This is a genomic window from Bacteroidota bacterium (assembly GCA_016183775.1).
In the GTDB taxonomy this organism is placed as follows: Bacteria; Bacteroidota; Bacteroidia; order JABDFU01; family JABDFU01; genus JABDFU01.
Genome location: JACPDY010000144.1, coordinates 1 through 22,938 on the forward strand (window position 1 = coordinate 1; position 22,938 = coordinate 22,938).

18 protein-coding genes are annotated in these 22,938 nt (G+C 38.5%); 7 read left to right on the forward strand and 11 right to left on the reverse strand.

All coding sequences use genetic code 11. The features are described from left to right. The first annotated feature begins 336 nt into the window (after positions 1-336). Positions 337-1,584, forward strand: coding sequence for a peptidase C1 (locus HYU69_15980; GenBank protein MBI2271841.1), 1,248 nt, complete (start codon positions 337-339; stop codon positions 1,582-1,584). A 59-nt stretch (positions 1,585-1,643) separates the two neighbouring features. On the opposite strand, the gene HYU69_15985 is transcribed toward HYU69_15980, so the two are convergent. Further along, positions 1,644-1,814 (reverse strand): hypothetical protein, encoded by a 171-nt coding sequence (locus HYU69_15985; GenBank protein MBI2271842.1) that lies wholly within the window; start codon positions 1,812-1,814, stop codon positions 1,644-1,646. A gap of 165 nt (positions 1,815-1,979) precedes the next feature. Next, a complete protein-coding gene (locus tag HYU69_15990; GenBank protein MBI2271843.1) occupies positions 1,980-3,533 on the reverse strand; it encodes a hypothetical protein in 1,554 nt (517 codons plus the stop codon). 357 nt (positions 3,534-3,890) lie between these two features. Between HYU69_15990 and HYU69_15995 the strand changes: the two genes are divergently transcribed. Further along, positions 3,891-5,825, forward strand: coding sequence for a T9SS type A sorting domain-containing protein (locus tag HYU69_15995; protein MBI2271844.1), 1,935 nt, complete (start codon positions 3,891-3,893; stop codon positions 5,823-5,825). Between the two features lie 252 nt (positions 5,826-6,077). Beyond that, positions 6,078-10,193, forward strand: a complete 4,116-nt coding sequence (locus HYU69_16000) for an SBBP repeat-containing protein (GenBank protein MBI2271845.1) — start codon at positions 6,078-6,080, stop codon at positions 10,191-10,193. Positions 10,194-10,375: 182 nt separating this feature from the next. Here the strand turns inward: HYU69_16000 and HYU69_16005 are convergent, their stop codons facing one another. The 3 genes from HYU69_16005 to HYU69_16015 all read right to left on the reverse strand — a co-directional run bounded on the left by HYU69_16005 (position 10,376) and on the right by HYU69_16015 (position 12,404). Further along, entirely contained in the window at positions 10,376-10,585 is a 210-nt protein-coding gene (locus HYU69_16005; GenBank protein ID MBI2271846.1) for a hypothetical protein, read from the reverse strand. Between the two features lie 89 nt (positions 10,586-10,674). Then, positions 10,675-11,520 carry a hypothetical protein gene (locus tag HYU69_16010; GenBank protein MBI2271847.1) on the reverse strand — a complete coding sequence of 282 codons (846 nt, stop codon included), beginning with the start codon at positions 11,518-11,520 and terminating at the stop codon, positions 10,675-10,677. Then, the gene (locus HYU69_16015; protein ID MBI2271848.1) at positions 11,520-12,404 is read right to left on the reverse strand and encodes a DUF488 domain-containing protein; all 885 of its coding nucleotides are present in this window, start codon (positions 12,402-12,404) and stop codon (positions 11,520-11,522) included. The genes HYU69_16010 and HYU69_16015 overlap by 1 nt, the downstream gene beginning before the upstream one ends. Positions 12,405-12,567: 163 nt before the next feature. Between HYU69_16015 and HYU69_16020 the strand changes: the two genes are divergently transcribed. Continuing rightward, positions 12,568-12,960 (forward strand): hypothetical protein, encoded by a 393-nt coding sequence (locus HYU69_16020; protein MBI2271849.1) that lies wholly within the window; start codon positions 12,568-12,570, stop codon positions 12,958-12,960. A 3-nt stretch (positions 12,961-12,963) separates the two neighbouring features. On the opposite strand, the gene gldC is transcribed toward HYU69_16020, so the two are convergent. After that, positions 12,964-13,299: a gliding motility protein GldC gene (gene gldC / locus HYU69_16025; protein MBI2271850.1), complete on the reverse strand. Its 336-nt coding sequence runs from the start codon at positions 13,297-13,299 to the stop codon at positions 12,964-12,966. A gap of 285 nt (positions 13,300-13,584) precedes the next feature. Here gldC and HYU69_16030 point away from each other — a divergent pair, with 285 nt between their 5' ends. Next, positions 13,585-14,556, forward strand: coding sequence for a hypothetical protein (locus HYU69_16030; GenBank protein MBI2271851.1), 972 nt, complete (start codon positions 13,585-13,587; stop codon positions 14,554-14,556). 65 nt (positions 14,557-14,621) lie between these two features. On the opposite strand, the gene HYU69_16035 is transcribed toward HYU69_16030, so the two are convergent. Beyond that, entirely contained in the window at positions 14,622-18,173 is a 3,552-nt protein-coding gene (locus HYU69_16035) for a hypothetical protein (GenBank protein MBI2271852.1), read from the reverse strand. A 309-nt stretch (positions 18,174-18,482) separates the two neighbouring features. Here HYU69_16035 and HYU69_16040 point away from each other — a divergent pair, with 309 nt between their 5' ends. Together HYU69_16040 and HYU69_16045 are read left to right on the forward strand one after the other, a co-directional pair. Further along, positions 18,483-19,043, forward strand: a complete 561-nt coding sequence (locus HYU69_16040; GenBank protein ID MBI2271853.1) for an RNA polymerase sigma factor — start codon at positions 18,483-18,485, stop codon at positions 19,041-19,043. 8 nt (positions 19,044-19,051) lie between these two features. Beyond that, entirely contained in the window at positions 19,052-20,554 is a 1,503-nt protein-coding gene (locus tag HYU69_16045; GenBank protein ID MBI2271854.1) for a gliding motility-associated C-terminal domain-containing protein, read from the forward strand. An 81-nt stretch (positions 20,555-20,635) separates the two neighbouring features. Here HYU69_16045 and HYU69_16050 read toward each other — a convergent pair whose 3' ends face one another. The 4 genes from HYU69_16050 to HYU69_16065 form a co-directional block, all read right to left on the reverse strand. After that, a complete protein-coding gene (locus HYU69_16050; protein MBI2271855.1) occupies positions 20,636-21,373 on the reverse strand; it encodes a hypothetical protein in 738 nt (245 codons plus the stop codon). A 17-nt stretch (positions 21,374-21,390) separates the two neighbouring features. Then, on the reverse strand, positions 21,391-21,822 hold the full coding sequence (locus HYU69_16055; GenBank protein MBI2271856.1) for a GNAT family N-acetyltransferase: 432 nt from the start codon (positions 21,820-21,822) through the stop codon (positions 21,391-21,393). 19 nt (positions 21,823-21,841) lie between these two features. Further along, a complete protein-coding gene (locus HYU69_16060; protein ID MBI2271857.1) occupies positions 21,842-22,333 on the reverse strand; it encodes an energy transducer TonB in 492 nt (163 codons plus the stop codon). A gap of 132 nt (positions 22,334-22,465) precedes the next feature. Continuing rightward, positions 22,466-22,927, reverse strand: a complete 462-nt coding sequence (locus tag HYU69_16065; protein ID MBI2271858.1) for a hypothetical protein — start codon at positions 22,925-22,927, stop codon at positions 22,466-22,468. Positions 22,928-22,938: the final 11 nt, after the last annotated feature.

Here is a 22,938-nt window from a genome sequence, read left to right on the forward strand (position 1 = left end):
GGTATCTGCATTAGTTGGGTTTATCCCGATTTACTTGTGCCCATGGGTAGAAAATCACCTTGAAGGTTGAATGAAATGAAGCCTGAAAGCCTGATTTTCTTAATCGCTATGCATTAGAGATTTTCTAATGCATAGTTTGGGATAATGACATTGCTCTAAATCCCTGCTACAGGCAGGCTCCAAGTGGGAGACTTTGCTGGCACAATTTCAAGTTCCCGATTTTGGAGATAGATATAGGGGGCAATATCCTCAACTCCCTGTTAATAACAATTCCACGTTCAGTTTCAATAAACATCTTATGTCGTTAATTTTGAGAAATTATCAAAAAAACATATCATGAACAGGAAACTTACAATTATTCTTTTGTCACTCGTAACCTTTACGATTGTTGCACAGGAAAGAAAAGATAAGGCAACGTTTAAACCATACGTAAATGCTTTTTATGAACAGATAAAAAAGGCAAACGAAACTTTTTACAGCGAGAAAAAGGAACCATCAAAGAGATTTTTGATGGATTATACAGCTATTGACGTACCTAAAAGTGCTACAGAGTTTAAAACGGTATGGGCCCATAAGCCGGTATCGCAGGGTGAAACAAATACCTGCTGGAGCTACTCAACTATATCATTCTATGAAGCGGAGATAACCCGTCTGACCAAACAAACGATCAAACTATCGGAGCCGTTTATTGTTTACTGGCAATACGTCGAAAAAGCCCGTGAGTTTGTGAGGACACGCGGCAAATCATTGTTTGATGAAGGTTCGGAGAGCAATGCCGTTACATTTATGATGCGTAAATACGGAGTACTGCCTGGTCATGCGTACACGGGGGTAAAGCCGGGTCAGCAGTATCCAGATCACAGCAAAATGATATCCGAACTGAAAGCGTATATGCAATCGATAAAAGCGACAAATGCCTGGGGCGAAGAACAGGTTGTGGGAACAGTTAAGGGCATCATGAATTTTTATTTAGGCGAGCCGCCGACCGAAGTGACCGTTGATGATAAAAAATTTTCACCAAAGGAATACCTGGTTGCTATTTGCAAATTAAATCCAGATGATTACGTAGATTTTATGTCACTTATGGAAGCTCCCTACTGGACACAGGCTGAATATAAAGTGCCTGATAACTGGAATCATTCAAATGACTATTACAACGTACCCCTCGATGATTTTATGGCAATTGTAAAATCTGCTATCAAAAAAGATTTTTCTATGTCGATAGGCGGTGATGTTTCCGAGAGCGGCATAAGTTCATACACCGGAGTGATGATGATTCCTACGTATGATATTCCATCGCAATACATCGATGAGAATGCGCGTGAATTGCGATTCCTGAATGGTGCCACCACCGATGATCATGGCATGCACCTGGTCGGCTATCTCGAAAAGCCAAACGGCACCTGGTTCCTGATAAAAGATTCCGGCAGCGGCGGACATAACAACGTGAACAGCCCCGGTTATTATTACATGCACGAAGATTTTGTGAAATTAAAGATGATGAACATCACGGTTCATAAAGATGCGGTGAAAGAGTATATAGAGAAGTTCCCGGACAGGAGGATGATAAAGTATACGAAGTAGTTCCGGAGTTATCCTATGAATCTTGATGCTGTGAGGTAAAATGCTCCAGGTTATTTTGATCATTTCCGAAATTTTGCCATCACTTTTTCATGATCAATCGTTTGGCCTTTTTTAGCTTGCTCAAGTCCTTTTTCTACCTTATTATTGAAAACAAGGCGTTCAAGAAGTTCGTCCAGATCAAGTTCTTTAGGAAATTCATTAATAGTATTAATTGCAGATTTCTTTTTCATTACAAATATTCTTTGTTTAAAGTTGCAAACTTTCAAACAAAATGACTAAAGACCATCTCAAAAATGAATTTTTAAATGAAATCAGTGCGGTTGGTCACATTGTCTACGGGGAAGCCTTGCAAGGCAGCTAATTTTTTATCATCCCATTCCCGTTCTACTTCCTCCTCAATGTGCTGCCGACTTTAACTTTTCTTCTACCATCTCTGCAAATGGACAGTTTAAAATTTTACTATCGACCCAGGAAATAAAATCAAAATAATCGAACGGTTTTTTCTCATAGCTGTTTTTCATTAGTTTAAGCAGCTCCTTTTTTAAAGCAACAAAAGCAGCATTTTGTTCCGGTTTATTTTGTTCATCAAAAATGTTTCTTTGAAAGAATGACAACATGATATTTTCAAATTTATATAGCCTTCTTTTTTGTTCCAGATCACGATAAGCCGATCCGGCTTGCAATCGTATCAGGTCAACATTCCCCAGTTCAAAATGTGTCATTATGGAAATTATCCGCGCAATTGACTGTAAATCGCTTCGGATTTCTTCAGTAAACTCATTGAATAATTTATTGATCCATTTCAGACATTTTTTATAGTCTGCGGCAATAAAATAAATACTTATAATATTATAAAATATCACAATCAGGTAGGCCTTTCTGCTGGAATTTATATGCAAGGGTAGCTGTTCATCAAAATCCTTGATCTGGGGTATAATAGCAGAAAAATCATTTGTTTGCAGCGCAATATTTGTCAGGTGTGAATAGTAAAAATTAAAAGCATTTGTCCGGGCAATACCAGGAATAAATGGGTCACTCAGGTATTGTTTTAATTCGACGAGTAGTTCTTCCGATGCTTCTTTGTATCTGCGTAATCTTACCAGGTTTACAATAAAATTATTAAGATCAATAATGTATTGGTCAGTATGTTCATTGATCTGGTGAGGGTTATTTCTGAAATGCTCTATAAGTTTTTTGGTGTACTGAAGAGATCTTTTATTATTTTCTTCAATGTAAGCGATGGCCGCTTTTATATAGTAAAATATACGTTTGGATTTAAATGAAACTGTGTGATTTTCATTCTGCATGATCCCGGATCTTCTTATCGGATCAATGTGTTTCCTGTTTTCTTTTTTGGATCGCGAGGTGCGCTGCTTGTTGAGATAGGTATTTATTTTTAATAATAAATGATCGTACTCTTTCTCAATATTTATTTTCCTGTAAATTTCATTTTCTTCTGTTATTATTTTGTTTTCTCTTTCTGCAGAATACTGCGATACATATAATTTTCTTTTCCATGAATATAATTCGGCCAACAACAGAAAGTTCTCAAACTGCAAAGCGAGCCTGCCGGCTTTGTTTAATATTGTTTTGCACTGCCAATACATTCCTTTTCCAAACAGGATCTGCAATTGATTGATGTGTTTTCGAATAATTATGTCAATTGATGCGCCGGTGTTGCTTTGTTCAAGACTTTCGATAATAATTTTGCACAGGTAATTCTTAAAACCCGGGAGTTGGCGGGGTTTAATTTCTCCGATTGTTTTTAATATACGAGGTTCATTGTAAACTTTCTGTTTGCTTATTGTATCAAATAGTTTGATGTAAAGGCGTTCATCTTTTTTTTGAGGATTGGAGTCTTTCAGAACATGCCATCGGAAAGATCGTTTCTCGCCTTTTGTCATAGAATGAATTAATTGGTGGAGAAACGCAGATGTCTTTCTTGCCATATTTTTGTAGAATGATAATGCAAATTTAGGTATTAAGTGGTTAGATAATAGGATATATATGATTTTTTAGTTCAAAATAAATAATGTTGTTGGTTTAAAATGTTTTGTTAAGATATCTTTATAAACACTTAATAATTAATATGTTAATATATTAAATTGTTTTATGGTGTTTTTAAAATTGGTATTTTAATACATTTTAGTTTCAAATTAATTAAAAATATTTTGTTGACAAGCGCTGGTTTATTATCTAACTTCATTAGGCTCAAGTATTAAAACAATCATCTTTTTTAAAAGCGAGGTACTCATTTGCTTGCATATTATGGGCAACCCTAAGGAGAAAACATAAAAATATGACACATGAGTAAACTTTTGAAAATTATTATTGCAATCGGACTGCTCGGACAAAATTCAGTTAAGGGGCAATCTGTTTTAAATATTTACCCCGACTCTTTAATTGCTCCTGTAAACGAAAATTTTTCTCCCGGTTGTTTTTTTAGTCCTAAGACATTACAGGCTTACAATGACTTTATGGGCAATGGGATTTTTCAGAATGTAATCAGAACAAATGCTATTGAAAGTGCCCTTAATAATTCAACGGACCTGACGAGTTGCCTCAGCTTGTTGTCTTCTTACCAAGCCGACCTGATGGCTCTTTCCTTAAGGTGTGATAAATTCATATTTATTTTTGAAAAAATGCCATTATGGCTGAGCAGTTCAACTGATGGCACTCCGGTTACTGGTATAGCAGGTTATTATGTTTTTAATACAAAGCCCCCTGCAAATTGGAATACATGGCAAACTGTGATAGACAGTATTACAGCAAAGATTGTTAATCAGTTTGGAATTACAAACGCATATTTTGAAATCTGGAATGAACCCGATTTAGGTTCATGGACTGGAACAATGAATGAATATTTTACGCTTTACAAAAGAACCTATGATGGAGTAAAATCAGCAAATCCATCAGCAAAAGTTGGTGGCCCAACAGTAAATTTTTGGGCCAACAATTTAAATTGGCAGCCACCCTATGGGTATATCTCTAATACAAAGGCAGACTCTTCGCTAATTGGTCAATTATTGGATTCTGTGGTAATTTGGAATAAAATTCCCGATTTTATTTCATGGCATAATTTTAATATATCGTATCAGGAATTTACTAATGCTGCAAATTATATTCAGCAAAAATTAACTTCACTTTTTCTTCCTGCTATTCCATTGATTATCACCGAATGGAATGCGCCATCGGCAATAAGGGATACGAGGCTTGCGACACCCTATATGATCAAAGTTCAAATAGAACTCTCCAAAACTGTCATTGCAAATAATTCCATTGCTGCCTGGCAAGATTTTAATTCCAGTACCACAGAGTTTCATAACGATTATGGTTTGTTGACTTATGGTGCAATTCATAAACCTGCTTACAATAGCATTTTGCTTTCAGATAAAATAGATGGAACTACTTGTAAAATGACTTCAATTTCGCCTTATGACGGAGTATCATCAGTTATCAACGACACACTATTCGTTCTTATCTCTAATTATTGTCCTCCACCTTTTGTTGAAGCGTTTAATTATACTTTGTATCAAGGACAATTTAACGTAAATCAATTAGACAGTGCGGGTTACATTGATATTGTCGGTAATAGTGTTTTGCACCTTGACTCTATTTACAAAGGATTGATTATTATCCCAAATTCCAATGTGATGCAAATTGCAATTAATAATTCAATTGGCATTTATCAGCATTATGATTCTATTGCAACTTCACCAAGACAATTTAACTTGAATATTAGCGGATATTCAGGAAGTTATTCTGGACAATTATTCATGGTTGACTCAACTCAAAACAATATGCAATTTAAGTACGACTCACTATTAACGGCTGGCTATACACAACCCTCAGCTATTTCCGCAATACTTCCTAATCAAAATATTAATTTCTCAACAATTTCAGTAAATGCAGGGCAATATTCGTTTTCATTGCAGCCCAATGCAGTTTGTTTATTTAAAATTGGTATTCCTGGCATAAATAGTATTACCGGAAATAATTTTACTAAAAATAATTTTGTTGTTTACCCAAACCCGGGTTCCGAAAGTTTGACAATAGTACTCACATTGCAGCAAGTAAACACAGAGACGATGCTAATTTATAATTCAATGGGAGCTTTAGTAAAAACAGTTCACATAAATCAACCTGCTACAGTAATTGATGTTTCGGAATTATCAAGCGGACTTTATTTTATTCAACTGAAAAATAATCAACAGCAGACAACAAAATTTATAAAACAGTAGACAATAACCATATAACAATAAAAGGGCAGCCCAACAGTGGCTTTAATAAATGCGGGTTGATGTGGGTAAATCAAGTTCAGTTTTTCAATCAACCTTTTGTGCAGGTAAATAGTTTATCGCTCCGAAATCCCATGCTTCTTAAAGCCGCAGAACGATAATAAGCAAAAATTGAATTGATGAGAAGGCCTGTTTGGAGTAAATTTGTTGAATAGAAACATTTAATCCATATAGTTTATTTTAACGGATATCAATATGAGAAGAAAGTTAAACAGTACAGTTTTTATATGCAGCATCATCGGTCTGTCAATTCCGTGTTCAGTATTTTCATTCTCTACAGGAAAAGCCCGGGATAAAGAAAGAGAGGATATTCAACAGTTCTTGAAAAGCCAACCGGTCAGATTTTTGGAGAATAAGGGGCAGATGTATGATATGACGGGTAAACCGGTTTCTTTTGTATTGTTTAAAGCTTCAGTTCCCGGAATGGATATGTATATTACCGAAAAGGGTCTTACTTATTCATTTGTTAAGTATGAGGAAGATCCTAAGGGTGAAATGCACGCTGAAAAATATGATTCAGCAGGTGAAGAGAACCGGAAAGCTGAATTTCGTCGTGTTGACGTTGAGTTAAAAGGTGGCTCTGTTAAACGTGAAAATATTATTAAAGAGTTCCCATCGGTCGCTAACTATCATTTTTTCTATAGCCATTGCCAGGATGGAGTTTACGGCGTTAAAGAATACGAAAAAATAACTGTTAAAGATGTTTACCCTGGTATTGATTGGGTGTTTTACAATTCGGACGAAAAGGGTTTTAAATATGACTTCATTGTTCATCCGGGCGCCAACCCCAGCCTTATCAGACTTGCATACAGCGGTGCCGACCTTAAAAATATTAATGGTAATATTCAGATATCAACCTCGCTTGGTTTTGTTACGGATAACCGTCCTGTTTCTTATATTGCCGCCACTCGCCAAAGTGTGGAATCTTCATTTGATCTTTCTGAACAAAATGAAATATCTTTTTCCATTGATAATTATTATACCTCTCAAACACTTGTTATCGATCCTCAGATAAATTGGTACACCCGTGGGCAGATAGGGGGGTTTGGAGGAGTACTGGATATGGAAGTGAACCAGGTAAATGGAGATTTTGCTGTGACAGGCTATTACCAGGGAATTGGTTATCCGCTGTTAAATCCGGGTGGAGGCGCATATTTTCAGACCAGCGGTCAGATCATTATAATGTTGTTTAATTCAAAGGGTGTTTTAAAATGGTCTACTTTATATGGGTCTCCATCAGGTAATGCAGATAATTATGGTTATTCTATATGCTTTGATGCGGCCGGAAATATTTTTTTATCGGGCAGAGGTACTACAGCTGCTAATGGATTTCCACTACAGAATCCGGGTGGCGGAGCTTTTTATCTGGCTAATAATTCCGGGTTTAATACGATTATCTTAAAGTTCGACCCGAATGGAGTACGTTTATGGGCCACGCATTTCGGTTGGTCCTGGAATACATCCCAGGGTGGTCATGAAGTTGAAGTTGATGCAGCGGGAAACCTTTTTGTGGTTGGATCCTGTGGGGGATCAGGTTCTACCACCGCTTTGCCAGTATTAAATCCGGGTGGAGGAGCCTATTTTCAGGGTACAGGATCTGCAAATGACAATATGTTTATTGCAAAATTCACTAACTCGGGCGTTCTTTTGTGGTCGACCTATTTTGCCGGTAGTGGCGGAAGTTCGGGAGCTGATCTGGCAATAGATAATAATGGAAATATTTTTTGCACAGGTTATGCCGGTACAGGATTTCCTGTTCTATCAGCCGGAGGCTATTTCGATAATACGGTAAATGGAATAAGCGATGTGTTCGTTGTGAAATTCAATAATAACGGAGTTCTGCAATGGTCAACTTATTTTGGAGGTAATGGTAACGCCGATCAGGCCTTCGGAATTGATTGCGACAATTTGAATAATATAATTATAACCGGGGTAACAAATTCAACGGCCGCTTTTCCGCTTCAAAATCCGGGCGGCGGAGCTTATTACCAGGCAACCAATGCGGGAGTGAGTGATATTTTTGTTTCCAAATTCACTCCGGCCACAAACCTGTTTTGGTCAACCTACTATGGTGGTGCGGGTGATGATGTTGGTATAATATCCGCTGTTTTTGTTGGGGATGTTGTTACAGACAATTGCAATAATATATATGTAGTTGGAGCGACCAAAGCGCCCGCCACATTCCCTACGTACAACCCGGGCTGTGGATCTTTCTACTATAATTATGGCAACCAGGCGATTCTACGTTTTTCCCCGGCGGGAGTGCGGAGCTGGGCAACGTTGTATGGGGAAAGTAATTCTCCTGCAAGTCAAAGAGCAACAATGACCTGCGCGTATGATAAAAATTCCCGTTGCTTTTATACAGGTGGCGAAATTTATGGTCCTTCCGGACCTAACCCACCACCGGTTGATCCGGGCGGTGGAGCTTATTTTAATAGCTATTTTGGTCAAACCGGAGATGATTCATTTATTGCCAAGTTCTCTCCCGATACTCTTAAGTTAAGTAGTACATTCTCTCCGCCTTCGGTATGTTCATGTAACGGTAGCGCAACAGTGAATATTACCAGTTGCGGAACACCTCCTTATAATTATAAATGGAGTAATGGAAGCCAGGCGCTGAATGTTTTAACAGCAAGTAACACCCTTACAGGTCTCTGCTCCGGAAATTATTGGGTTGAAGTAACAGATGCCGCTTGCAATAAGGATACTGTTTTTTATACTTTTCCCGGAGGACTTTCTTTGAGCAGTACATCCGGAAATGTTATATGCGCAGGATCCTGCAACGGGAGTTCGACCATAACACCGGCAGGGGGATCTTCTCCTTACGGCTACTTATGGAGCAATGGTCAAACTGCGCAAACCGCTACCGGACTTTGTACGGGCACTTACTCCGTAGTTGTGACGGATGCAGCGAACTGCACTTCGGTTTTGAATGTTACAATAAATAAATTAACCGTCAGTACATCGCAGACCAATGTTTTATGCAGTGGAAATACAACAGGTAATGCTGTTGTATCGGTTGCGGGTAATACTGGAACCGTAACATACAGCTGGCTGCCTACAGGTCAAACTACAAAGTCAGTAACAGGATTGACTGCCGGAATTTATACTGTAAGGATAACTGATGCGAACGGTTGTTCGTTAAATGAAAAAGTATATATTGATGAACCGGAGCCTTTGATCATTACTCCGACCAGTCAGAATATCAGCTGCACCACAAGTGGAAGTGCCTCAATAAGTACAAGCGGAGGAATTATACCATATACTTATAGCTGGAACACTGGTCAGACAAGTTCAACTATTTCGTGTCCTACCGCGGGGGACTATACTGTAACTTTGACAGATGCCAATGGATGTACAAGCAGTCAGGTGTTTAACATAACCGGAACTAGTCCCGTTTCAGCATCATTTACCACTTCATCGACATGCACAGGCAGTTCAGTAACCTTTACCAATACGGGTTCAACGGGCACCTATAGCTGGCTTATTTCACCGTTAAATCCAAACGTAAGCGGTACTACTACTAACTTTACGTATACTTTTTTAACGGCAGGGAGCTACAGCGTTACACATACAGTTAGTGACGGAACATGTAATAACTCCATCACAGAAACTATCACAATGATAAATTGTGCCGGTCCTGCAGTAACTGCAACAGGAAATTCAGTATGTTCAGGTAATTGCGCTACAGTGAGCTCCAATGGAACAGGAGGCTCGGCTCCATACACCTATTCGTGGAGTAATGGTTCCACGACTCAGAATATTAATCCATGTCCTGTTTCAACCGCCACATACACAGTTACAATAAAAGATGCGGGTGGAAATACATCCACTTCAATGGCTGTGGTAACTGTTAATCCTGCTGTGAGCGTGACAACTACTGTAACAAATATAAGTTGTAACGGGGGAACAAATGGCAGCGCCAGTGCAAATGTGAGTAGTGGTACACCTGGCTATACATATAGTTGGAGCAACGTGTCGGGTTCCGGGTCAGTGGTTTCAGGTTTAACTGCCGGAACGTATTCGGTTATGGTAACGGATAGCAAGGGCTGTACTGCCTCATCAACTGTAAATATAGCCGCACCTCCTGCGCTGGCCGGACAATTTGCCAAAGGAACTTCCAATTGTGCAGGTTGCGGGTGTAAAGAATGGATAATGATCAATGCTGCCGGTGGAACTAATCCATATTCTTATTCCTGGCCGGATGGCTATGTGAACAGGTACAAAAATCAACTTTGCCCGGGTGCTTACACTGTAAATATTAAGGATAAAAACGGTTGCAGTGTGAATGTTAACTTTACAACGCCATGAGCTTTTTGGTTTTCCGGTTTTAAAATCGATCAATCTGTCTGCCTGAGGAGGAGCGGAAGCCGATTATTGATTCCGATTTCTATCACTGATCACGGATTGCCAGGTCCTCACTACTTCTGTCTTACGCTTGTGCCGTAGCTTCAGCGTAGGAGCACGGCCGAGGAAGTTGCTCTTCGTCTGATTCAGTCGGCAACTGGCTTGCTCTCAATTTTACTTTTCAGCCATGATATGAAATCAAACATTTCTAAAATCTTTGCTTCAAAGGTGTTTTTAGTGATCGCTTGCAATTCCACTTGAAATTCTTTAAAAAATACAATAAGCTCTTTTCGTGAATTTGATTTGGGCAATTTATTCCGAATAAACCTAAGCATAGCACTTTCGGTTTTATACAATCGTTTTCTTTTATGCAGAAAGCGATAAGTAGAACGAACGAGATAAGGCAACAATTCATCATTCCCTAATTCATAATGAATTATCAGATTTAATATTCTTGCAAAGGCAGACTTGTCTGTATTTCTTTTTTAGGATAGAAAACTCCAATGATTACAAATGGATTGGGAGCTCTGCGTGTGTGCCATTCTTTAGTAGTCCCCAAAAACAAAAAAATATCTTTTTCTTTGAAAAATTCAGTTTCATATCGGTAACGTACTTTTTCCAAAGCCTCTTTTTCATTGCCTTCCGCAGCTCTCAAGCAATTCCAATATAAACTTCCAATTTCCCAATCTTCAATCATAAGTGTGCTGGAAACTCCTGCATCATCCAGAAAAGTGTAAGAGAATTTATAAGGCAATTTTGGAATGAGTATTTCGGGTGATTTATCGGCATCAAATAAATCTTTTTGTTTCCGCAGTTCTTGCCATTCGTTTTTCCATTCTCGCTCATCTTCTTCAATTTCAAAAGAGACAAGTTTCGATGGTTTAAATGTTGCAAGCGAAATATTTGAAGGGGCTTTAGAATCTGCCAGCAATTTAGCTTTGTTCGTATATATATTGGTAAGGCAATATTTTTTACGTTCCTGCCAATTATTTTTAGTGTCGATTTTACCTTCGATTTGAATATTTGAAAAATTATAATCGACAGGAGAGTGACTTTCTGGACGAAAGTCATCCTTTCTTTTTATCACGTCAAGTTCAATCCAGTTATACTTAAAAGATTCTACCTTCCCATCTTTACGAAGACCAGTTAAAAATTTTAATGGAACGGGATAAATTCGTATCCATTGCCCATCTTCTGAAACACCAGCAGTACAAACAAGCTCATCGTAGCTTCGAGAAGGCAGGGGATACGTAGCAACAGTTATTAAGATTTTTTTACGACCAGATTTCATTAAATATGTTTTACTTCATATTCAAAGCTTGGCAGTGATTCGATGGCTTCCGCTAAATGCTTTCTATGACACTGGCATATATTAGCTTCGAAACAAGTTATAGCAATACGTTGATGTTGTTTCAATAGATTTAAAATGGCAGTCTGTGTAGGTTTTGTTTTTGTAAGGTTATCTTTACGATACACAGCAAACAGCTTATCATAGTCGTTTTGCGAATTTAACTCTTGACGCTGATTAGATTGGATACCTACTTCAGGGAAATGTAAATATTGTACGCCTACACTTTCACAATATCTTTTGAGCTGATTTTTACTAAAACCATACTTCATGCTTAGTGGATTGTTGCGAACATCCACCAGTATTTTCACATCGTTTTTAAGAAGGCGGTTTAAATATTCTTCCAGAGAAATACCTTCGTATCCTATAGTAAACAAAACAGTTTTATTACTTTGAGGTTTAGCCTTGTTTACTTTTTCCAGTTCATCCTTTGTCAAGATGCTTGTAGCCTTTACACTTTTAATAGCATAATATGGGTAGTTGATATATGTATGCTTCATCAGTGCAGTACTATCCATTTTACCATATAAGGTTTTTATTTCCATTAACCTTTTTTGGTCATCTTCTTTAAGTGCTTTCAGATAATCCGTCTTATCGGCTCTTTTAAAATGACTATCGGTTTCAGTTAACATACCCTTTTTTACCATCGTGAATAAATCAGCGTAAGCTGAAAAAGAAAAACACCCAAACTTATATGGGACAAAATCGTATTCGGTTTTTAATTGTTTTATGGTAAAGAGGAAAAGGAGTTTTTGAAGGGAAATTTTCTCCAGCTCACCGCCCAAAAGTTGTATTAAACCTAATATGACTTTTCGTCTATAAAACATAATAGTATAAAGTTACGGCTTTAATTTGTAAGCATAATCGAGCCTCTGGAATTTATCTACGATAGCCTGTTAATAAAGACTTTGCCTGAAAAATGTATTTTAAAAAAATGCACAGGGTATTTCTATTATGACGGGGTACACTATGTCAACCAATTTTCCTGTCTTGGCCGGATTCCAAATGTTTTTCGGAGGGGCGGGTGTTGCCGGTACCGGAGATGCCTTCGTTGTTAAGTTTGACCCTGTAGGTAAACGTCTTTGGGCAACTTATTATGGCGGAAACGGTGATGTTAAATTAGTACTCATCACAGTTTGTAAAAAAGATAGCTTAACGAAAAGCAATTACATTACAACCACCAAAGGCACTGCCAACTGTACCGGTTGCGGTTGCAAACAATGGATAATGATTAATGCAACAGGCGGCACAAGCCCTTACTTCTACTCTTGGCCGGATGGGTACGACAAGAGATACAAGAACCAATTATGCCCCGGAAATTACACTGTAAATATTAAGGATAAAAACGGTTGCAGTGTGAATGTTAACTTTACAACGCCATGAGGGCTATTGTTGATCAGGCGCCAGGATTCCCATTTTATCGGCAAAGTGGCTGCAGTAATCTTTCAGATCATCTGTTATTTTGTCTTCTCCTGTAGCTTTTTTAAAAGTATCGGCCATCGATAAAAGACTTTGATGGAAAAAACGTTTCATTTCATCGATCGACATATCTTTTGTCCAAAGATCAATACGCAAAGTATTTTGTTCCCTGGCATCCCAAAGAGCGATCATTACCGATTTGCTCTGACTTTTTTCGCTCCCATCACTCGTTTCCCAGTTTATTATTGAAGGCAGGTTGTGTTCATCCAGGTTGACTGTAAATTTTATCTCTGAGGTCTTCATTTATCTATAACTTTTCTTGTGCTTAACGAAAGTAACAAATTATGTGAATCATTAGAGTTTATATCGAATAAGCTTTTGGCGTTTGTGCTTTAATCGCAATTGGATTTTGGTCACCAAAGCCTGTCTCCATCGGGCGAACTGATTTATCCGAATGAATTTAAAGCAGTCTAGAAGTTTTTCAACCCTCTTTTAGAGAATTTTGGGCCTGCCTGACAGGCTTTCGTCATTTGGTGGCATTTTACTCATAGTAAAATTCTTACATTTGTGCATTAAGTAATTATAAACATGGAAACAAAAGCACCAACGCCCGAAGTAAAACCTGAAGTCCAAAACATTAAGCAGGAGGAGAGGGAGGAAAAAAAATCGGGTAAAAGAATAATTCTTATTTTGCTTTTATTGATTTCGTTTGCAGGAAATGGCATTTTGGCGTGGATGTATTGGCAGGAAAGAAACCGTGCAAATATTGTTATCACTGAGAAAGAAACAATTATTGTTGAACGCGAGAATGTAAAGGCTGATCTTATTCAATTGCAGGCAGATTATGGGGAATTAAAAACCACCGATGAAAAAATTCAAACAGAATTGGAAGAGAAAAGGGCTGAAATAGCCCAATTAATTGTAGAAGCCGACAAGCATAAAAATGATGCCTACTTTATTTCGAAACTTAAAAAGGAAACAGAAACACTGCGTAAGATCATGCAGGGGTATGTTCATACGATAGATTCTTTGGGTACAATGAATAAAACATTGCTGACCGAGAATGTTCATGTACGCACACAATTTTTAAGTGAAAAGGAAAAGGCTGCTCAATTATCAAGAGAAAAGGAAGACCTGCAGGGAGTTGTTAATACTGCGTCAATACTAAGGGCAAACGGAACAAAAGCAATGGGGGTAAATATTCGCTCAGGCGGAAAAAAGGAATCAGAAACAAAACGGGCGCATAAAACCGATAAAATAAAAGTATCGCTGACTATTGGCGAGAATACAATAGCAAAGAAGGGTACCCGCGATGTGTTTCTGCGTATTTTAACTCCTGATGGTAAAGAATTGGCACGTGCGTTGGATGACGCAAATAGCTTTTCTTTCAGAGGGGTAAGAGGCTTTTTCTGTGCACGTCAAACCATCAATTACGATAATAAAGAAGTTCCACTAGTGCTGTATGCCGAGAATAAAGCCGGCTATATTCCCGGAAAATATATTGTGGAGGTATATTGTGAACAAGCTTTGATCGGACAGACCACGCTTTTGTTAGAATAGTTCAAGGTTCAAAGTTCCTGCAAGGTCGAAAATTGAACCTTGAACTTTGAACCCGGAACCAAGTATTAAAAATATGCCCTTACCTGTGCCCCACCTGTATGTATGACTTTGGTATTTTCAGATTGGCGTCCATCGTAATTAATGCTGATCGTTAAATTGTTCGCGAGGTTCTGTTGGTAGGATAATCCCCATGTAATATTTTGTCCTTGTTTTAAACCTTCCATCATCTCATATGCAATAGGTGAGTTGGGTGACTCGCTGAACGCGATCTGAATGTAATTGGCTTTTGCGTTGAAACTTCCTTTTTGCAAAACGTTATAGCGCATTTCTGTTCCGTAGTTCTGTTGCGATAGTTTTTGTGCGCCAAGGTCAGGCGTATTTTGTTTATCCACATATTTAAAGACGAGACTGATCCTGAACGAAGTGTTGGGCTGGTAGCTTATTTTAGGTTCGGCTTCATAATAGTTGATATTGTAATTTCGTGTACTGAAGTATTGTGAGTTATTGTATTTGCTTCCGTTTCTAAGCCCCGCATTAAAGCTGAATGTACGGGTAATGTTCCAGCGTAATTTTACCTCCCGCGAAACTGCAATACGTGTTTCAAGCCCATTGGTCAGAAGTGATCTGCCCCGGACTTCCTGGTAACTGAATTCCATACCAAATACAGAACCCAGCTGATTAAAAAAGATTGAGTTGCGCAGCGAAGAGTTCAGCGACTTTAAAGAGCTGTCGGCGTTGGATCGCCGGAATGGATTATACGCATTTTCAAGATCCTCGTCGGTTGTTTTTTTGTCAACACGATAAGCGGTTTGGTTAGCAAATAATGAAAAGAATCCTTTCACCCCCTTCTTTCCCGACCAGATAGCTGCCGGTCTGATGTTAAGCGCTTCACTGAATTGGTTGGTATATGCGGTAATTGTTTGATCGGTGGGTGTATATATTTTTATATAATGCGCCTGGTCACGGAACACGGCCACCTCAAATTCATTCAATTCCTTTATACCATTCCCATTATAATCAGTCCATGCGTAAACACCTTGTCCGGCAGCTACTTCAAGATAAGAAAATTCTTTTTTCACTTCCTGTCCTGATCCGATCTCGTAAAATGTATTCGTGTTGATGAATCCGCGCAGCGCGCTGAAGTTGTGCTCAATGCGTCCCAACAATGTTTGATCGGGTTTTATTTTTGATATTAATGTATCCATTATCTCAAGTACGCGGTAAGATGTTGTTATGTTCACCTGGTTGTTGGGATTGTTAAAAAAGCCCACACTGACAGCGGTTTCCTGAGCAAATGTACTTTTTCTTAAAAGATTGCTACGGGCGCCATAGTCGCTGCGTTGTTTATAGCTAAGGTTGTATTTAATTTTCGAGGTGTCTGAATTAACGGCGAAGGCTGTCCATTCAAAGAATTCAAAGCTGTTGTATTGCAGGGTATCAGTTGTTTTTTGGCGTACATGGTTGCGTTCGTGCAGTTCTTTTAAGCCCAGTGTAATGAAGCCAAGTCTTTGCGAAACCTTTCCATTATGTCGCAGAAAAGTTGAATTGGTAAGACTGTTTGAACTCATCAGGCTTCCATCGAAATTCATGTTAAAACCTTTATTGGTAATGGTTGTCGTTACTCCCTGCTTAAAGGCATCATACACAGAGCCTTCAAGGAATGAGTTGAAACGATACCCAATGTGAAGCAGTTCCGGTTTAACAAGTGAAAGGCCGGCTCCAATAATATGCTGGTCAGAATTCTGGGTGGTGCCTGTACGGTTCCAGTCGCGTTCAAACTCTACCGCCCTGAATCGTTCAATGGGGTTAAAATATTGCTGAACATATTCATAATTTATGTTTGACACTATTTGTAAATTTTTTCTGCCTTGTTCTGATGAATCATTTTTGTTTCGGAATAATTTAATATTATCAAGCCCCATTTTAATACCGTAACCAATGTCATTCGATTTATCTGATTTCGAAAATGTATTAATATCATTATTTGAGACAGCGGTTTCAAGAGTAAAAGAAGTATTGTTGCCTGTTTTGTATTCACCACCCAGGGTAACCATTTGCCGCTGCTTGGGTGCGATCAGTTGAATTACCGGTTCGTGATCCCCCTGAGGCTCTCCTGCAATGGGTGGTACCCATTGATACACTTTTCCGTTTGCTCCTGAGCTTATTTGACGATAGTTACCCTTTCCCACACGTGAGAATTTAAGTCTGTAATGGGCTTTTGCAGGATCGGTGGAGTAGAGGTAAATGTCTTTGTAGAGAATTGAACTTATTACAGTGTCCTTTTTTTCATACATTACTTCTGTTGTAGAGAATGCAATGCTGTCTATGCCCGGAGAATAGGCCAGGTTGGGGTTATCGCCGGCATTTGCCAGAATTTTTTTCTGATCTTCTGTAAGTTGCTGTTGAACGGGCTTGTTTTTGCTGTCCTGTTCTGAATACACATTGAAGTGTATCCTGAGGTTTCCTTGTTTGTATTCATTGCCAACATGAAACAATGAGCGCGCGAAATTCCTGTCAGAGTACTGAAATTCTACCACAATGCGTTTATCTTTTGTGATGAGCCGTTTGGCGGTGAATATAATTTGCGAGGTGTTGTAATCAATTATGTAATCATTCTGCTGGCCGCGTTGCAGAAGTTGCCCATCGATATATACTTTCTCCGAACCCGACAGAACAATGATGAATTGCTCTCCTTCAGCTCCTCTCAGAAAATAGGGGCCCTGGTTCTTTTCAATTCCAGGTATAACATTGCGCGCGAACTTTCCCCGCGAAACGGCTGCGCTTCCGGTAATGGTCATTATTCCTGTTTTGGAAGTATCTTTTTGTGCGGGTCTAGTTTCAAATCGTGTTGTGAAATTCGCACCTTGGGCTTTTTTGAAATAGCGCATGAAATAGCCGGCCTGGCTGGCTATCTGGTAGTCGCCGGCAATTAGTTTTGTCTTTTTATCATTTAGTTGGATGAACACTTTGTCGAATTCCTGTAACTGTTGTGTATTTCCTTCAGGTTGAATGGGTATGTTGTTATCAGTCGCAGCGAGCAATACCTCAACGTTGTCGGTCAACTTTCCTGCCACTTGTAGATTCAGATTTGAGTTCACAACAATATCCTGGTTATTGCCAAAATTTATTCCGCGCGATATGCTGCCATTCTTGGTAAGCCCCTCGGTTTTAAAAAGATCACCAACAGGTTTGTCGATCACATATTGGAACGGATTTACGGCGCCGGACCGATCAGGTTGAATGCGTTTAATGTCCTTATGCTGAATTATTTGGCTAAAATAAAAAGGGAAAACACGATACGAAAAATAGAGTGTATCAATATTGAAAGCTTGCTCTTTTAATTTTTTACGGTTGAAATAGATTTTGCTTTTGGGAAAGTCGGTCTGGTAAAATGAAGTGTCAATTGCCAATTGTTGTTTATTAGTAATGATGACCGTTCCGGGGATGAGGCTTAAGGTGTCCAATTGTATTGTGTCGGACAGCAGGGGAATTATTTTTTTTCGTTTATTATTTAGATTCTGGGCGAAAGATGAATTTAATAAAGCAAGTCCAAACAATAGAATAAAGGCTATTGACAGCTCACATTTTTTAACTTTATATTTTTTCTTTTTTACCACTACTACGCTTATTACTTGGGCGACATCCGTAAAGGTGTGTTAAGTAAAATTTTAGTTCGTTCTTTCGCAAATCTACAAATTAAAACAGGTAACAATTCTTATGAGAAACGGGCCTGGATACGCTGAAATACAAACGATAAGATCAAAAATTTATTGGTGTAAAACAGGTACAAAGAATTAAAAATTGCGCTATTTATTGCATGAAATTAACTATATTTATCTAATTCATTTTCAACCTGTTGTGTATTCAATTATGCGAAATATGCAACTTTTTTGATCAATCAAGTCTTTAGTGTAGCAGGTAAAGCTATGCTATTGGACGCAGCAGTAATAAATATGGACCTGAACGTTCAATTAATTGATGACTGTAAGAATGGAAGCAGGAGTGCGTACGAGGAATTGTACAGGCTATATGTAAAAGCGATGTATAATGTTAGTATACGCATAACCAATGATCGGGAAGAGTCGGAAGATGTTTTGCAGGAATCATTTTTAAGCGCTTTTCAGAATATAGACCGTTTAAAAGAAAAGGCGTTATTTGGAAGCTGGCTGAAAAGAATTGTGATAAATAAGTCGATTGATTCGGTCAAGAAAAAGAAAGAGAAGTTTATTTCTTTTGATGATATCCGGGAAAAGGATCTTGCGGAAGAAGAAATAACAGAGAATGAAAAGGAAATTGAATATGACATTGAATCGGTCAACAAAGCAGTGCAGCTTTTGCCGGATGGTTTCAGGACTGTACTGACATTATATTTATTTGAAGATTATAGTCATAAGGAAATAGCGGATGTGTTGGGGATAAGTGAAAGCACATCCAAGACACAATATTTAAGAGCCAAGCAAAGATTAATACAATTGTTGAAAAAGTAATAGTTAACATGACCGATAAGCTAAAAAAATTCGTGCAGGAACACCGCGATCAAATGGATGTTCATGAGCCTTCTCCGGAAATGTGGAACGCTTTGAGCAAACAGTTGATTAAAAAATCTTTTCTGAACGGGCTTCTTCAGAACAGTGTAGGGAAATTACTTCTTGTAGGAGCAGCGATAGTTACTGCTGTTGCGGTTTATACATTTGTTTCCAATAAGGATGATCAGAAAAATAACCAGGAAGCAATAACTAGTGCTACTGATCCGGAATCAAATTTATCCGAAGGTACACAGTCGACTGTAATTGGTGATAATAATAACTCAGCTGATGGTGCCGGCATAACGAATGAAACAATAAATAGCACACAGTTTTCAGGGGCAAAACCCGAATCAACTGTTACGGATATCAAACGACATACTGTCATCGTATATTATAACCTGGATCGTATGTCCGGTGGCGGTGTGAGTAATAATTTTTACAATGGTGCTGGAACAAAGGTCGACCCCAGGGCTTTATCCTCCGGTAATAATGGGCCGTCCAAATATTTTGTTTCTACCGCTGTTAAAAATCTCACATGCAGCGGCAATAAGTCAGGACAAATTGATATTACTCCGATCGGGAACAAAGAGTCGTATTCATTTCTCTGGCTTCCGGTAAATAAAACCACAGAAGACATCAGTGGCTTAAATGCAGGTACATATACTTTATCCATTACTGATTCTCATGGTTCTGTCGGAACATTCACCTATACAGTTACTGAGCCAACTCCCATTTCATTATCGGTTTCTTCTGAACAGGCACATTGTGGTTTGAATAATGGTTTGGCTGTGGTTACGGTAAATACAGGCGGGCCGGGTCCCTATGTCTATTCATGGAATAATGGCGGGACTGATGCTTCTATCAATAACCTGGCAAGCGGATCATATAATGTAACTGTAGTTGATAACCTCGGATGCAAAGGGGTTACATCCGTGAATATAGGAAGTGCTGCAGGTGTCAGATCTGTGTTTACCGCATCGCTTCCTGGTGAAAATGCTCCGCTAAAGGTTAATTTTTCCAATACCAGTTTCGGCGCCACAATGTGGACATGGAAATTCGGAGATGGTGAAACTGATTCGAACAGGAATACCAGTCATACGTATGCCAGGGAGGGGACATACAATGCCTGTTTAATAGTTCAAAATGCAGCAGGATGTAAAGATTCATCGTGCAGTAATATTATGGTAAACCCCGCACATTCTGTTATGGTGCCAAATGTTTTTACACCAAACGGGGATGGCAAGAATGATAATTTTGTAATAGCTACAAAAGAAGTTGAAAAAATTGAAGTGTATGTATATGATCAGTTAGGGGCGAAGGTATGGGAATATGCGGGACCCGTGGCGGTTTGGGATGGAACTACAAATACAGGACAGCCCGCTATTGATGGAAATTATATATATGTATACAAGGCCTACGGAACTGATGCTAAAATAGTGGAGAGTAAGGGAATTGTAAGGCTTGCACGATAGATTGGGAGATATTATTTAGTAGAAAACTGTAAAATCAGAGCCGCTCCGACATTTGTGTCGGGGCGGTTTTGTTATATAATGTCAATTAAAATAATGGCTGCGCCAAACAGCAGAGCTGAAATTTTTATGGAAGGCTAAAAAGGCATAAGTTAATGCCGCACCCTGGGCAATAATGCACCAGATAAACACAAAGGAACGATATACGATCATATCATCAACAGGCACTTCGCGTTTGAGCATGAATGAAGCGGGAAATATCAAGGCCGCGAGAAAGGCTAACGCGACAACTATAATTGCCAATGATTCAATATTACGGAATGGGAATGACCAGAACTTACGCTGCCATGATAGGTCGGTACCCCATTTGTAAATTAAATAATAGTTGTTGTTTCCAATATGCGCAAACAGCAAAGGGTCTTTGTTACGATCCTGCAGCTCAAAGGCTTCCGCAGGTGCTATCAAATAAAGATCATTCAATTGTTTTCCGCTTTTCCGCTGCACCTCTTTGATTTTTATAACTGCTTCATAAGGGAATTCATTTTTGTAGTAACCGGTTTTTAAGAAACGGAGACGGTATTTCATACATACTTTTTCAATCTCTGAGATTGAAAATACCTTGGCGCGATCTACATTATTTAAATTCCCATCCTTATTATCAATAGGTAATTTTTTGAGCCGAAGATTTTCTTTAATGGATTGTTCAAGTTGAATCTCGTTTTCGAATAGTTGCCTTACTTCATCAATGACTATATTGTCGCCGATAATTGAGGGGCGCACATTGAGCAATTCTTTTTCAATATTTAACGACGAGAATAGCATGTATCTAAATTACGAAATCAAATACTTTTTAAAAAATGAAATCCCCGGATAACATATCCTTCCCGAAAATAAAAACGGTGAGCGTCCTTATTTTCCACATAAGCATCCAGCATAGCAGTTTTGCAGCCTTTTTGTTTGGCTTCATTAATGATCCAGTCGCATAATAATTTCCCAACTTTTTTTGAACGGTGTTTTTCGTCAATGATCACATTGTCCATTTCGACATATTTATCAGAGTATATCTTGACGCTTATCCAAAAACCTGAAATACCTATGCATTGTCCATTCTCAAAAGCTCCAACTTGCCGGTATCCGTTTACAAGCATAGTGTCAAGCATCTCGCTGTATTTCGACCTGGTAATGCCCGCCGTTAACTGTTGTACCAGGTGTAACTGCGAAAGCATTTGCTCTTTGCCGGTGAGTTCGGCTATGGTGATAGCGTTTTCCATAGGTTCTTATCGACCCGTGTTACCTTAAACGATAAACGATAGGAATTATAAATTTTAATGAAACTTTTTTATGTCCCATAAATGCGGGTTCCCAGTATGGCATTTTGGCAATTGCATTCAAACTAACCGCGTCAATATCTTCGCTGACATGTTCTACAACTTTTGCATTTTCAACAGCTCCATCTTTATTTACAATAAACTCAATTTTCACTTTCCCTTGAATGCTGTCTTTTAATGCAGTCTCGGGATATTTAATATTGGCTTTGATATATTTACCTAATGAATCAAATCCCCCTGGAAATTGTGGTAAAGTAACCTTTTCAGCGCAATACAAATCCTCAAATTTATCATCAATGACAGTATATTCTATATTCAAGCCTCCAGAGTCTAACACGCCTTTTTCTATTTTACCGTGCTGCCTGTTTTGCTCTTCCTGAGTATTCCCGCAAGAACTCAATATGAAAATTATTGATAGAAGTACAAATGTGTTTTTAAGATTTACGGAAATCATTTTTGGGGTTAAACCAGATTCTAATTAATACTTTAAAACCTTACCGATCACCTTCACTACCTTATCCGCATTAGGAATACATGGTCGCCTCCAATATTGTTGCGTTTAACGGGATCGAGGGAATCAAATAACTCACGCGTAAACGCTCTCCCTTTTAAACTTTTGCAAAAGGCGGGGGTCACTAAACGCTTTGGCGTCACGTACTTTTTTACTGAATTTAAAACCTGCATTAAGTTTTTTATTTATTAACGAAGTCAAAGAAATACCAAGGTAAGTGTGTAATAAAATAATTGTTTCAAGACTCAAAGGCCTTTTACGATGAAGAACCTCAGAGGCTCTTGTTTCACCACCAAAAAAGCCAGCAATTTCCTTTTGCTTTAGATCTCTTTGTTCTATCGCGAATTTAATTGCTTCAATCGGGTCGGGTAAATCAAATTTGGCATGATGAAATTGGTAATGCTCAATAAAAGCCTCTAATAGCTCCATTTCTTTAACTTCTTCTTTAGTGCGCTTTCCTGTTTTAAAATCAAGATCGTAAAGCCTTTTGCAGGCCTTATTGTAATCAACATCATTTTTTATAACACCTATTTTCATTTTGTAATAGT

Excerpts from the sequence above, each read along its gene's own strand:
- HYU69_16010 (MBI2271847.1), bottom strand. The coding sequence starts at position 11,520 with ATGAAATCTGGTCGTAAAAAAATCTTAATAACTGTTGCTACGTATCCC.
- HYU69_15995 (MBI2271844.1), top strand. The coding sequence starts at position 3,891 with ATGAGTAAACTTTTGAAAATTATTATTGCAATCGGACTGCTCGGACAA.
- HYU69_16055 (MBI2271856.1), bottom strand. The coding sequence starts at position 21,822 with ATGGAAAACGCTATCACCATAGCCGAACTCACCGGCAAAGAGCAAATG.
- HYU69_16060 (MBI2271857.1), bottom strand. The coding sequence starts at position 22,333 with ATGATTTCCGTAAATCTTAAAAACACATTTGTACTTCTATCAATAATT.
- HYU69_16030 (MBI2271851.1), top strand. The coding sequence starts at position 13,585 with ATGGAAACAAAAGCACCAACGCCCGAAGTAAAACCTGAAGTCCAAAAC.
- HYU69_15980 (MBI2271841.1), top strand. The coding sequence starts at position 337 with ATGAACAGGAAACTTACAATTATTCTTTTGTCACTCGTAACCTTTACG.
- HYU69_16015 (MBI2271848.1), bottom strand. The coding sequence starts at position 12,404 with ATGTTTTATAGACGAAAAGTCATATTAGGTTTAATACAACTTTTGGGC.
- HYU69_16040 (MBI2271853.1), top strand. The coding sequence starts at position 18,483 with ATGCTATTGGACGCAGCAGTAATAAATATGGACCTGAACGTTCAATTA.
- HYU69_16045 (MBI2271854.1), top strand. The coding sequence starts at position 19,052 with ATGACCGATAAGCTAAAAAAATTCGTGCAGGAACACCGCGATCAAATG.
- HYU69_15990 (MBI2271843.1), bottom strand. The coding sequence starts at position 3,533 with ATGGCAAGAAAGACATCTGCGTTTCTCCACCAATTAATTCATTCTATG.
- gldC (MBI2271850.1), bottom strand. The coding sequence starts at position 13,299 with ATGAAGACCTCAGAGATAAAATTTACAGTCAACCTGGATGAACACAAC.
- HYU69_15985 (MBI2271842.1), bottom strand. The coding sequence starts at position 1,814 with ATGAAAAAGAAATCTGCAATTAATACTATTAATGAATTTCCTAAAGAA.
- HYU69_16065 (MBI2271858.1), bottom strand. The coding sequence starts at position 22,927 with ATGAAAATAGGTGTTATAAAAAATGATGTTGATTACAATAAGGCCTGC.
- HYU69_16050 (MBI2271855.1), bottom strand. The coding sequence starts at position 21,373 with ATGCTATTCTCGTCGTTAAATATTGAAAAAGAATTGCTCAATGTGCGC.
- HYU69_16000 (MBI2271845.1), top strand. The coding sequence starts at position 6,078 with ATGAGAAGAAAGTTAAACAGTACAGTTTTTATATGCAGCATCATCGGT.